This is a genomic window from Corynebacterium sp. HMSC062A03, from assembly GCF_001811145.1.
Classification (GTDB): domain Bacteria; phylum Actinomycetota; class Actinomycetes; order Mycobacteriales; family Mycobacteriaceae; genus Corynebacterium; species Corynebacterium aurimucosum.
Map to the genome: position 1 here is coordinate 100,006 of NZ_KV803683.1, position 12,447 is coordinate 112,452.

Consider the following 12,447-nt stretch of genomic DNA (forward strand, 5'->3'; position numbering starts at 1 on the left):
TCACTCTACCCGCGCATAGCGAGCCGCCATAGACGCGCAGATCATCAACTGCACCTGGTGGTAGATCATGAGCGGGAGGATGAGCAGTCCCAAGGAGGTACCACCGGAGGCAAAAATAACCGAGGCCATGGGAAGGCCTGTGGCCAGGGATTTCTTCGAACCACAGAATTGGATAGTGATGATGTCTTCCCTGCTGAATCCCAACTTTTTACTCACGACCTTGGTCAACCACAGCATGAAGAAAACGAATGCGGTGGAGAACACAATCTGAAAAAGAATTTGCCATATGCTAATCGTCGCCCAGATCCCGTCGATCATTCCTTTCGAAAAGGCCGCATACACCACCATGGCAATGGAGCCACGGTCCACCACTTTCGTGGCCTTGCTCGCTGCGAGTTGTCCTACCCATTTTCTGGTGAGCTGGCCGAGCACGAAAGGTAGGAGCAAAAGGACAGAAATCTCAAGGAAAACTGAGCTATCGATATGGATGCCGTCTCCCGCGCCCATGAGTGCCATGACCAGCAATGGCGTAAGCAGAACTCCAGCGAGGTTTGATGCAGACGCAGAGACGATTGCTCCAGGAACATTTCCTCGGGCGATTGAGGTAAAGGCTACCGATGATTGCACCGTGGACGGTACGAGCGTGAGGTAGAGGATTCCCAAGTAAAGATCGTTTGGAATGAACGCGGTGAGTGGGCGGAGTGCGAGGCCGATGATTGGGTAGACCACGAAGGTAAACACCAGGATGGTGAGATGGAGCTTCCAGTGTTTGATACCGTTGATGGCTTCTCGCGTTGAGAGCCGCGCGCCGTAAAGAAAGAAGAGAAGGGCGATCGCGATATTCGTGAGGACATCGAAGCCGTCTGCAAAGCTTCCGCGTGCGGGAAAAACGATAGCGATTGCGACGGCGAAGAGGATGAGGATGATGAGGGGGTCGAGTCTTTTAAGGCGCTCAATCATAGAAGAGAGTCTAGACGCCCCTCACGGTTTCACGTGAAACATCTTTTCAAGCCCCTGCGTCCCCGGGGATAGCCTCTAGGCGGAGACGTTTTTGATTGTTCCACCGTTGTTTTCTACGCCGTACTCTGTAAGCGGTTTGGGGCTGGGTCCGCCGGTAACTTCACCACTGCTGAGGTCAAAGCTGGAGTAGTGGCTAGTGCAGGTGGCAGTCATGCCTTCAATCTTCGTAATGAGGGAGCCCTGGTGTGGGCAGGTCTGCGAGTATGCCTTGAACTCCCCTTCAGTGGGTTGAGCGAAAATCACTTTGTCCACAATGATGGCTGAGCCGACGGGGATTTCTGTCGCAGCGATCTCTGCGGAAGGCTCCTTGCCGCAAGCGGCGAGGTAAGCCCCGGCAAAAGTGGTGGCGGTACCAAGCAGGAAGAGACGGCGTGAACATGTTGTCATGCTGATTACTCTATCTGATTGATGGAGTGTGTTCTGGAGGATGGTGGGCAGCTAGCTGAGTTTGCCATCCCACACGGGGAGCTCGTCTTCCCTACTGCCGCTGAAATCATAGGCACCGTAGTTTGTGCCGACATCGCTATAGATTGTTCCGGCTATGGTGTGCCCGGTGCGGTTATCGCTAGAAAGCGCATAAGTAGCCCCTGCCCCTAGAATGCTGAGGCTGAGCGCGGCGGCAGCGGTGATTCGAAACGTGCGGATGTTTGTAACTTTGTTCATGGGATCCATGGTGCGCCGAAGATCGTGTCTTGTCACGGCACCGCTTCGCTCTCCCATGGTGTTGGTGCACACTTCTCAGTGTTGGCACAGGATAAAGAAAAGGGCTCCGCCAATGGTGGGGGATTCCATGGTTGGCGGAGCAATGTATTTATTTGAATGTGACGAAAAGTGTGTGGTGGTTATTTGTACCGATTGATTACGCCACTGTGCTTTAAAGTAGGTGTTAATTCTTGTCCACGTTATCGGCGCGTGCCGCAGCTGCGCGGGCCGCGGAGACGTCGACAGTCGGCGCTTCTCCCCCGCACCCGCCATCGCCGCAATTGCAGGAATCACCGCAGCCTTCGTCCCCTTTGTGCGCCTGGTTCCACAGGTACGAGGCACGGGCACCCATGTTTGAACCGATGGATAGCGCGAGGATTGCCACGACGAAGGTGAGCGCGGGGATAAGCCACATCCATCCCTCCGCGCGCAATGCGATGATGCCACCGAATACTAAAGCGACGCCGCCCAAGAACCAGAACGGGCCCGCGACAGCATGGGCATTATCCCAGGCTTCTCTAGATGTGCGGATTTCCGCGAGACGTAAGCCAACGACGCTATTTCCAGGAAGCTTGCGGAGCGTGGCAAGGCCACCGACGACAATAAGTACCGCGGCCAAGATGAGGAAAATGATTCCGACTACGAGCATGCCTCTTAGTCTATCCGGCTTCCTAGCTGGCGAGAAAGCCGGTTCAAATTATTCGCATCCTGCTGTAATATACATTTCGTGTCGCTTGGTAGATATTAATGTACTTATCATCGAGCGAGAAAACCGACATGGTAGCAACCATAGAAAAGACTCAATCATGACATTCAAGAGTGTTCTCAACTCTCTGTTGTTCAAGATTATCGTCGCGATAGTTTTGGGCATCATCGTTAGCCAGTTTGCTCCGGAGTGGTTCGGAAGGGCCTTCGCCACATACAACGGCCTGTTTTCAAACTTCCTTGGCTTCTTCATCCCCGTTCTTATTCTCGCCCTTGTTGCCCCTGCAATTGCAGGCCTTGGACGGGGCGCCGGTAAGTGGCTGGGTATTACTGCAGGCATCGCTTATGGCTCAACTATTGTGGCGGGCCTTGTCGCTTATGGCCTGACCCAGGCCCTCTACCCCACTTTGCTGGGTGGACAAACGCTTAATACGGACGTCGCCGACATTGATGCCGGTGCTCTCGAACCCTATTTCACCGTCGAAATGCCTGCACCTTTTGAGGTGATGACAGCTCTATTGCTGTCCTTCTGTATCGGCGTGGCCATGACCACCGTGAAATCTGACAACCTCTACGCGCTTGCCAAAGAATTCGAGCACGTTGTCATCAAGGTGATCTGGGGCTTCGTTATCCCACTTCTGCCGTTCTACATCTTTGGCATGTTCCTTTCCCTAGGTATGAACGGGAATATCGGAACGGTGTTGGTCGCCTTCACGAAGGTTCTTCTGCTTGCAGTCGTTATGACCTTGGTTTACCTTGTGCTCCAGTACGTCATTGCAGGTGCCATTGCAGGTAAGAATCCATTCAGCGCATTGAAGAACATGGCACCGGCCTACTTCACCGCGCTGGGTACCTCTTCTTCGGCGGCGACGATCCCGGTTTCCTTGGATGCGACTTTGAAGAATGGCATTTCTAAGCCTGTTGCGGGCTTTGTTATTCCTCTTTGCGCGACGATTCACCTTTCCGGGTCGATGATCAAGTTGACGCTGTATGCATTCGCGATTGTGTTCATGGCTGAGGGTATGGAGGCTGATTTGGGTAAGGCCCTAGGCTTCATTCTGTTGCTTGGCATCATGATGATCGCCGCCCCCGGCGTTCCGGGTGGTGCCGTTATGGTCGCGGTCGGGTTGTTGCAAGCCAATATGGGCTTTGATGATTCGATGGTGGCATTGATGATTGCCGCCTATATTGCAATTGACTCCGTTGGTACTGCAGCAAACGTTACTGGTGATGGCGCCATTGCGATGATCGTCGATCGTTTCGCGCGGGACAAGATTGACGGCCTAGAGGCTGAGTCAGACGCTGCGGCTGCCGACGAGGAGCCCGCAACGGCATAAGTTTCACGTGAAACGCTGGATGTTTCCCCCTCCCTAGCCTGCTTTCCATCCCTGGTCTATACGTCTAGATCGCTAACTCGGACTCTGGCTCTGGGAGGGGGATTTTGTTTATTTTGGCGAAAACTTCGTGGTCTACTGATTGGCACTTTGCCATCAAAGGCCTCGGTGAAAAAATAAAGCAACTCTTGCGGGAAACCTATAGAACATGTATTCTATAGGTGGGAGTGGGGAACGTAATTGTTCGGCTACTTTAGGGGTGCAGCTACCCGTGGGAACCACAACAAACTCTTCAACGTCAGTACCTACTGCGTACTTTTCTCACTCAAACCCGCACGATCCAGAATGCATGGCGGGCCAACTCATGCGGAGAATAGAGTACGAGTTTTGGTCTAGTGTCCAACCGCCGCTCGATGCCGATTCAGATACTGCCTTTTTGCGTATAGGGCAAAAGACAGGAAAGTCTCCTGCGCATGTGGCGCGGAATGTCATGGGATTAATCCGTCTCAGTGAGTTGCCGAAAGTAAAGGTTCTGCAAGATGCTGAGTTCTTGCTCGATATGCAAGCCCTGGTCGCTATCGATCAGGTAATGGCAAAACTCGGGAACCCTCTCTCATCGGTGGTCGCCGAAATTGACAGTCAACTTTCGGCGTGGCTAACGCCGACTAAACCGAACCAGGTCTTCCCCAGTGCTGAAAAGATTCGGCGAAAAGTGCGAGACATCGCCAAAGTCTTGGATGATTCAATCGAGTTCCGGGACAAGCGGAAAAAGAATCGCTACTCGCTTCTTACTCGGGGAGAGCGTGCGTCGATTGAGCTTGAGGTGGACAGCAAGGTCGGCGTCGTAATCCACGAGACTATTAAGCTTGCCGCCAAAGAGCATGACGTTTCAATGGCGGATGCCTTGATTCTACTCATTACGGGCAAAATTCAGCCTGAGGCGGGAAAGGTCGTCGTACATGAATACAAAGCTACTGACGTGGAGGGGGCTCCAGTCTACGTGCAGGGGCATGGGTGGACCGGCGAGGGGGTTCCAGCGTCGAAAACAGTGACGCGGGACTTTAGTGAAGCTCCAGGACCGTGCGATGGCTATCAGCCTTCTGAATTTACCCGAAAGTATGTCGAGGGGCGCGATGGTACCTGTCGTGCGCCCGGATGTAATCGTCCGGCATGGACATGTCAACTGGACCACCGGATTAACTATTCCGATGGCGGCCCAACGCATGCATCAAACTTGGTTGCTCTTTGCCAGCATCACCACAACATGAAAACAGATGGACGGGCGTTCTACATCCTGGACCCGGTTACTGGTGACGTTGTGTGGTTGTACGAGGACGGAACTTGGGCCGTAACTGAGGCAACCGGCCCGTTGGCACCAGCCTCGAAGGTGTGGGCCCGGACCATTGCGGAAGATGTGGTTGCGCACCGTCGCAAGATGCACGAAGAGGCGCAAGCTTTGAAAGTTGAGATGGACGGCGGAGAGATGGTCGAAATATTCGACAAGACGGACCCTGCGGAACGCTACTCGAATGGGTACGACGATATCCCCTTCTAAGCACTTAGCCTGCGAAAGCATCGAGAAGCTCACAGAGAATTAAGGAGTCATATGGGGAAAGTGGACTGAGGTTTATTGGCCGTCGCTTATTTCGGCACCGATAGGCTCACTGCCTGTGCACTCGGTTAGGGCACGGTTTCACGTGAAACGGCCCCTTCCATCGGGGTGCGCGGTGGCGCGCAGCGTGATGAAAGAGGCTGTCGAGAGGCGGACTGCTCTAGGTCGCTAGACATCTCACTTTTAGCTATCGTTGCCCGAAACGCTACCCGGCAAAGTGCAGATGAGGCCTGACTAGGGCTCGGTGGGCTTAGTGGCAGCTTTCATCTTCGAGACAAAGTCGGTAACTGCAGCAGCGAGCATCTCGGTGGGTCGATTATCTTCGTCAAGGTGTGCGTCAACGATCTTTGTTAACGCGGATCCTGTAATCGCGCCGGCTGCACCGGCGTCGATAGCGTCCGCGACGTGTTGGGGAGTCGAAATTCCGAAGCCGAGGAGAATCGGTGCCCCACCAAAACGCTTCACGTTGCTCACTACTTCATCGAGCCCGCGCGTCTCCGATTCCTTCTCGGTGCCGGTGACGCCGTCGCGCGAGATCGCGTAGATGTAGCCTTTGGAGTACTTCGCTACGCCCTCGAGGGTCTTCCCGGAGGCTTGTGCGGGTGCGATGAAGATGGGATCGATTCCTGCTCGGTCGGCTGCGTCGACGAAGGGGGCGCCTTCGCGAACGGGGACGTCGGGAAGCAAAATGCTATCGGCGCCGGCCTCTTGGAACTCGGCATAGAAGGTTTCTAGCCCCCGAGTGAAGGGGACGTTGCCGTAGATGAGCATGCCGATGGGCAGGTCTGGGAACTCGCTTCGAATTGTGCGGATTTGCTCGATCGCAGAATCTACCGTCGCGCCGCCTGCGAGGGCGCGGATGTGTGAGGCCTGGATCGTGGGACCGTCGGCGACCGGATCTGAGAAGGGAACGCCGAGTTCGAGCGCGTCAGCGCCACCGGCGACGGCCGCGCGAACGATGGTGAGGGCGGTTTCTGGGTCGGGATCGCTCAGCATGATGAAAGGGACAAAAGCCCCTTCATTGCGGGCAGCGAGACTGGAGAAGAGTTTCTCGTAGCGGCTCATTACTTGTCCTCCGTGATCTTGAATTCGGGGTGCGCGTCGAGGGTGCGGCGGACGTGATCGATGTCCTTGTCACCGCGCCCGGAAAGAGAAACGAGAATGGTGATGTCTTCATCTTTGCGTTTCAACGCATAGGCCAGGGCGTGCGAGGATTCGAGGGCGGGGATAATGCCCTCGCGGCGGCTGAGGAGCTGGAAGGCCTCGAGAGCTTCGGCGTCGGTGATGCCGACATATGTGGCTCGGCCGGTCTGTGCGAGGTGGGCGTGCTGTGGGCCCACGCCCGGGTAGTCGAGTCCGGCCGAAATGGAATAGGATTCCTCTACCTGTCCGTCGGCATTGCGCATGAGGTAGGAGCGGGCGCCATGAAGAATTCCGATGGTTCCGTTATTGATAGTGGCGCCATGGTGCCCGGAATCGAGTCCTTCTCCCCCAGGCTCAGCGCCGACGAGTTCGACAGATTCTTCGTCGATAAAGTCCGCGAACATGCCGATGGCGTTGGAACCGCCACCGACGCACGCGACGACGAGATCTGGCAGCCCGCCGGTGCGCTCGATCATCTGGGCCTTGGCTTCCTCGGAAATCACTTTGTGGAACTCGCGGACGATCGTTGGGAAGGGATGCGGTCCCGCTGCGGTGCCGAGGAGGTAATGGGATTCGTGGAAGGTGGCGGTCCAGTCGCGGAGAGCTTCGTTGACTGCATCCTTGAGGGTTCCGGAGCCGGAATCCACGGGAATCACCTTGGCGCCCATGAGTTCCATGCGGTAGACGTTGGGTTGCTGCCGCTCGACGTCCTTGGCACCCATGTAGATCACACAGTCGAGGTCGAGCAGAGCGCAGGCGAGAGCGGTCGCGGTGCCATGTTGGCCCGCGCCGGTTTCGGCAATGATGCGCGTCTTTCCCATCCGCTTGGCTAGGAGCGCCTGGCCGATGACCTGGTTGGTCTTGTGTGCACCGCCGTGGACGAGGTCCTCACGCTTGAGGAAGATGCGTGCCTTTCCGCCAAGTTTGGTCGCTTCGGTGAGCGGCGTGGGGCGGCCCAGGTAGTCCCGTAGGTAGCCGGCAAGTTCCTTGCGGAAGGCCGGGTCATTCTGGGCGTCGACGAAGGCGTGCTCGAGCTGGTCGAGTGCTGGGATGAGTGATTCGGGAACAAATTGTCCGCCAAACTCACCGAAGTAGGCGGGAAGAATGGTCTCCCTGGTGTCCTGATCGTTGGTCATGATAGTCCTTTTGTCTCGGGCTGTTGCTAGGGCTCGGGTTGGGGATTAATACGTAAAGTGACGAATGATATGGAAGGCCTGAGCGATGAGTGCACTGTCTTTTCGACCGTTCACTTCGACCCCTGAATTGATGTCCAATCCGGCGGTGCCGACGCGAAGCGCCTGGGTGAGGTTCTCTGGATTCAGGCCCCCAGCAAGAAGTGACTTTGCTTTGACCTCGTCCGGGACAGTTGTCCAGTCGAAGGAGGTACCGGTGCCGCCGGCGCCCGAGTCGAGGATGAGCATGTTTGCGGCGTCGGCAAGCGCAGCGGCGAGGGCCGAGCCGTGTGGTGCGGTCATGTCGATGGCGCGCCACACCTGGCGCTCCCCCGCTACTGCGCGGACGGACTCAATGAGTTCGAGCTCGGCCTCTGTGCTCCCCTGGTAAGGCGCGTGGATCTGCAAGGCGGAGATGCCATCGATAGCCAACTCCTCCCAACCCGCAGTGCGACGTGAGACCGCGACATAGCTGAGGTCGGGCTCATGAGCGATGATATCGAGTGCAGTTTCACGTGAAACATTGCGCGGGGAGGCCTCCTCGAAGACGAATCCCCCGTAGACGGCACCGGCGGCACGGGCGGCCTGAGCCGCTGACCATGTCGTGAGGCCGCAGACCTTGTTCTGGCCATAGACCAGCTCACGGGCGGCCCGGTCGATATCGGGCGTGCCGGTGAGCTGGGAGCCAACGAGGAAGGCATTGGCGTGAGAACCCAGGCGGCGAACCGTCTGGTTGTCGCGGATGCCGGACTCCGAGACGATGACCTTGCCAGACGGGACGTGGTGCGAGAGGCGCTCGGAGCGAGTGAGATCGATGCTGAGATCGTGGAGGTTGCGGTTGTTAATTCCGATCACGTCGATGCCAAAGGCAGTGGCGCGAGCGACCTCCTCTTCGGTGATCGCCTCGGTGAGGACATCGAGCCCAAGGTAATCTGCCAGCTGCTTGAGTTCCGCGTAGGTGTCGTCATCGACGATCGACATCATGAGCAAAATGGCGTCGGCGCCAAAATAGCGCGCAGCGTAGACCTGAATGGGGTCAACGATGAAGTCCTTGCACAAGACAGGCAGGTGCGTGGATAGCGCCACAGTCTGCAGATGGTCGTAGTCGCCACCAAAACGATCCGGTTCGCACAGCACCGAAATGGCTGAGGCGTAGCGCGAATACACGCGAGCGATGGCCCCAGGTTCATAGTGTTCCCGAATGAGCCCCAGTGATGGAGAGGCGGACTTGCACTCCATGACGAAACGGTTGGTGCCGTTGAGTGCATCGTAGAAGGAACGTTCTGAGCGCGGGAGAGCAGCTAAATCAACGTGTGCCAGGCGCTCACGGATTGCGGGCAGATGCGTGCGGCGCTTGGCGACGATCCCCTCAAGCACGGTCGGCAGAGCCATAGTTCGCCTCCTCGTGCTTCTTCAGCCATGCGGCGACGGTTCCATCCTTAATGAGTTGGTCGGCATGCGCGACGCCCTCGTGGATGGAATCGGTAGTGCCATTGAGATAGAACATTGCGCCGGCGGTGGCGGCGATCGCGTCGTGGTGGGCAGGCTTGCCGGTACCGGCGAAGACCGCCCGGAGGGCCCTTGCGTTTTCTTCACCGTTGCCGCCGGCGAGGTCGGAGAGCTCGTGGCGGGAGATGCCGAGGTCCTCCGGGGTGAGCTCGTAGTGGCTAATGGAGCCGTCGCGAAGCTCCCAGACCTGGGTGGTGCCGTGGACGGCAATCTCATCGGTACCCGCGCCGTGGACGACGAGCGCGCGCGTGCGGCCAAGATCCTTGAATACTTCAGCGATGAGCTGGCCCTGCTCGGGATTGGCGATGCCCATGATCTGGAACTCTGGGCGGCCCGGGCTGAGCAGTGGACCCATGGTGTTGAAGAGGGTTGAAATTCCGAGTCCCTTGCGTACCGGTTGCACGTGAGCAACTGCCGGGTTATACGCAGGAGCGAAGAGGAACGTGAAATTCGAGGCTTCGAGTTGGCGGACCGCGCGGTCCGGATCGAGGTCGAGCGGGATGCCGAGGGCCTCAAGGACGTCGGCGGAACCCGACTTGGAAGATACGGAACGGTTGCCGTGCTTGACCATCTTGACCCCGCCGGCGGAGGCGACGAGAGATGCGCCGGTGGTGACGTTGATGGTGTTAGCGCCATCGCCACCGGTCCCTGCGGTGTCCATGAGTCCCTTTCCGGTGACTGGGAAGGGACGCCCAGCATTGAGGAAGGCGCGCGCCGCGCCGGCGACATCGGCGAAGGTTTCGCCGCGAGTACGGATGTGGGTAAGGAGAGCGGCGATATGAATGTCGTCGTACTCCCCTACTGTCAGTGGGGTAAAGACCTCGATAGCTTGCTCGAGCGTTGGATGTGAAATGTCGAGGAATTCCTGCAGTGTCTTGAGGGCGTGGTTATTAGTCATTACTTGGCTCCTTCCATAGTGGGGAGAGAAGAAAGTTGTTTGATACAGCGTTCGATGATGATGGGTCCCGTCGGCGTGAGGACAGACTCTGGGTGGAACTGCAGGCCGAGGGCCATACCGTCGAGAGTTTCCGCCGCCATGGTGACAGGGCCGATATTGGTGTCGGTCTCCGCGAGGCTGCGCATCTGGGCGGGAATGTTCGCGCAGCCCAAGGAGTGATAGCGCGCAACGGGGACGAGGCGGCCCACGTAGTTCGGGTTATCTGGCTCGGAATCAGTAGTGAGCCCTTGGAAGAGCGGGTGCTTCGCGCCAGCGTCGGTTAGCGTCGTGGGAACAGAGGAACCGTGCACCGGCCCGCAGGCTTTGACCGTGCCGCCGCAATGCTCGAGCAGCGCCTGGAAGCCCAGGCAGATGCCGAGGATGGGGATGCGGCCGAGGGAGGCGTCGATAAGCTGCATCATCGATCCGGCGTCGCGGGGATGACCGGGGCCGGGCGAAAGGATGATGATGTCGGGTTGGGCGGCGAGGACCTCCTCCACCGGCACGGTGTTGCGGAAGACGGTGGTGTTGTAGCCGGCGAGGGCGTCGACGAGGTTGTAGACGAAAGAATCGTGGTTATCGATGAGGACGACGTGCGGGTTCATCGGATGACCTCCAGGTTTGCGTTGTGGGCCTGGGCGATGGCGCTGAGCACCGCGTAGGCCTTGTGGACGGTTTCATCGGCTTCGGACTGCGGAACGGAATCACGCACGACTCCCGCACCGGCCTGGACGACGGCCGTGCCATCCTTGACGTAGGCGGAACGGATGACGATGCAGTTATCCATCGAGCCATCGCCGCGCAGGTAACCGATAGCACCCCCGAAGGAGCCGCGGCGAGTGCCTTCGGTTTCGCGGATGAGCTCCATCGCGCGCAATTTCGGCGCGCCGGTCAACGTGCCCATGTTCATGCAGGCGCGGTAGGCATCGAGGGCGTCGAAATCCTCGTGCAGTGTGGCGACAACGCGGGAGACCAGGTGCATCACGCGGGAATAGCGGTCCACCTGGAGCAGATCAGCGACCTGTCGGGTGCCGGGGACGGCGACGCGGGCGAGGTCGTTGCGGGCTAAGTCAACCAGCATGATGTGCTCCGAGACCTCTTTGGAGTCGGTGCGCATCTCGAGTTCGTTGCGGATGTCCAGCTCGTGGGTCGCACCGCGCGGGCGGGTGCCGGCGACCGGGTAGAGCTGCACCTGCCGGTCAGCGGCCGTGTACTTCAGGTTGGATTCGGGGGAAGCGCCGAAGAGCTCGTGCTCGGTGCCGCGCAGGTAGAACATATACGGCGAGGGGTTGGTCTCTCGCAGCGTGCGGTAGGCGGCAAAGGCATCCGGGCAGTCGAGGCTGAACGCGCGGGAGGGCACGACCTGATAGATATCGCCTGCATGTACGTTGTCTTGGAGGCGCTCGACGTGGCGGCGGAAAGCGGCGTCATCAATGGAAGCGCGTGCGCTGATGCTCTCACGCGGCGCGGGGGCTTCTGGAGTAATAGGTACGGTGACAACGGCCCGGTCCAGCTCTTCTTCGAGCGCGTGCTTGTCGACGCCCCATCCCTCAATCCTTGCCTTCTGCGTCAGGTGGTCCACCGTGAGGACGTGCTCGGCTACCAGAAATTCATAGTCGGGGTATTCGTTAGGGCCATCAGGAACCGGCGGCAGTGCCTCGAAGGTATCGACATAGTCGAAGGCGAATCCCCCACCAAGGAAAGGCAGCGACTCGCCGGAATAGAGCTGGCTAAACTGCAGTGTGCGCAGGATATCTGCAGTTGAGGTGGCGCGGAGGCGGGCGCGCTCATCGTGCTCGGTTGAGAGCTCGAAGCTAAAGGTGGCGCTGCCCTCACCGTTCTGGCTCATCCTGGAGCGGAAGTCCTGACGAAGTTCATCTAAGAGTAGGTGCCCGGACGGAGTTAAGGCCGTTGCGGTGACTTCCTGGCCGCGGCATACGACCTTGAGCGCTGCCTTGGTGATCGCAATGCACGTGAGGTTCTTCTTGGATTCAATGTCCGCGGATTCTAAGAGCAGGGAATCCTGCGGCGTGGCGAGGGCATAAAAGAGCGCGCTGGCGTCCGGTATGTACCTGACCTCGCGTTGGGCTGTATACGGCATCCTGTGTCTTTCTTTAACGATAGTGAGTGCTGCCGCGAGCTTCGCAAGAGAGCAAAACGCCGAAAAGCCCGCAGCTGCGGGCCTAAAATATGGGAGAACAACGAGGCCCGCGGGTTACGCGCGCCACCACCAAAGGTTAAATGTGTTCTTCACATCATTGACTCTAACACCGATACCTTCTGCCGTACAGATAAAGGTCATTCGGGTACCCC

The 12,447-nt window shown here is 58.1% G+C and carries 12 protein-coding genes; 2 read left to right on the top strand and 10 right to left on the bottom strand.

The window, feature by feature from the left end:
• The 4 genes from HMPREF2781_RS07750 to HMPREF2781_RS07765 form a co-directional block, all read right to left on the bottom strand.
• On the bottom strand, window positions 1-960 hold the full coding sequence (locus tag HMPREF2781_RS07750) for a bile acid:sodium symporter family protein (protein WP_070444563.1): 960 nt from the start codon (window positions 958-960) through the stop codon (window positions 1-3).
• A 75-nt stretch (window positions 961-1,035) separates the two neighbouring features.
• Window positions 1,036-1,407 (bottom strand): Rieske (2Fe-2S) protein, encoded by a 372-nt coding sequence (locus HMPREF2781_RS07755; RefSeq protein WP_070645176.1) that lies wholly within the window; start codon window positions 1,405-1,407, stop codon window positions 1,036-1,038.
• Window positions 1,408-1,458: 51 nt separating this feature from the next.
• A complete protein-coding gene (locus HMPREF2781_RS07760) occupies window positions 1,459-1,683 on the bottom strand; it encodes a hypothetical protein (protein WP_070645179.1) in 225 nt (74 codons plus the stop codon).
• A gap of 223 nt (window positions 1,684-1,906) precedes the next feature.
• Entirely contained in the window at window positions 1,907-2,371 is a 465-nt protein-coding gene (locus tag HMPREF2781_RS07765; protein ID WP_070444569.1) for an SdpI family protein, read from the bottom strand.
• A 157-nt stretch (window positions 2,372-2,528) separates the two neighbouring features.
• Here HMPREF2781_RS07765 and HMPREF2781_RS07770 point away from each other — a divergent pair, with 157 nt between their 5' ends.
• Both HMPREF2781_RS07770 and HMPREF2781_RS07775 read left to right on the top strand, forming a co-directional pair.
• The gene (locus HMPREF2781_RS07770; protein WP_070444571.1) at window positions 2,529-3,764 is read left to right on the top strand and encodes a dicarboxylate/amino acid:cation symporter; all 1,236 of its coding nucleotides are present in this window, start codon (window positions 2,529-2,531) and stop codon (window positions 3,762-3,764) included.
• A gap of 346 nt (window positions 3,765-4,110) precedes the next feature.
• Window positions 4,111-5,316, top strand: coding sequence for an HNH endonuclease signature motif containing protein (locus tag HMPREF2781_RS07775; RefSeq protein WP_246821807.1), 1,206 nt, complete (start codon window positions 4,111-4,113; stop codon window positions 5,314-5,316).
• A gap of 291 nt (window positions 5,317-5,607) precedes the next feature.
• Here HMPREF2781_RS07775 and trpA read toward each other — a convergent pair whose 3' ends face one another.
• From trpA to HMPREF2781_RS07805, 6 genes are read right to left on the bottom strand one after another with little or no spacing between them, the layout of a single operon-like run.
• Window positions 5,608-6,438: a tryptophan synthase subunit alpha gene (gene trpA, locus HMPREF2781_RS07780; RefSeq protein WP_070444573.1), complete on the bottom strand. Its 831-nt coding sequence runs from the start codon at window positions 6,436-6,438 to the stop codon at window positions 5,608-5,610.
• Window positions 6,438-7,652, bottom strand: coding sequence for a tryptophan synthase subunit beta (gene trpB, locus HMPREF2781_RS07785; protein WP_070444575.1), 1,215 nt, complete (start codon window positions 7,650-7,652; stop codon window positions 6,438-6,440). Before trpB ends, trpA begins: the two co-directional genes overlap by 1 nt.
• A 45-nt stretch (window positions 7,653-7,697) precedes the next feature.
• On the bottom strand, window positions 7,698-9,080 hold the full coding sequence (gene trpCF / locus HMPREF2781_RS07790) for a bifunctional indole-3-glycerol-phosphate synthase TrpC/phosphoribosylanthranilate isomerase TrpF (RefSeq protein WP_070645184.1): 1,383 nt from the start codon (window positions 9,078-9,080) through the stop codon (window positions 7,698-7,700).
• Window positions 9,058-10,095 carry an anthranilate phosphoribosyltransferase gene (gene trpD, locus HMPREF2781_RS07795; protein WP_070444579.1) on the bottom strand — a complete coding sequence of 346 codons (1,038 nt, stop codon included), beginning with the start codon at window positions 10,093-10,095 and terminating at the stop codon, window positions 9,058-9,060. The genes trpCF and trpD overlap by 23 nt, the downstream gene beginning before the upstream one ends.
• Window positions 10,095-10,739, bottom strand: a complete 645-nt coding sequence (locus HMPREF2781_RS07800; protein WP_070444581.1) for an anthranilate synthase component II — start codon at window positions 10,737-10,739, stop codon at window positions 10,095-10,097. The genes trpD and HMPREF2781_RS07800 overlap by 1 nt, the downstream gene beginning before the upstream one ends.
• The gene (locus HMPREF2781_RS07805) at window positions 10,736-12,235 is read right to left on the bottom strand and encodes an anthranilate synthase component 1 (protein WP_070645187.1); all 1,500 of its coding nucleotides are present in this window, start codon (window positions 12,233-12,235) and stop codon (window positions 10,736-10,738) included. Before HMPREF2781_RS07805 ends, HMPREF2781_RS07800 begins: the two co-directional genes overlap by 4 nt.
• Between the last annotated feature and the right edge of the window lie 212 nt (window positions 12,236-12,447).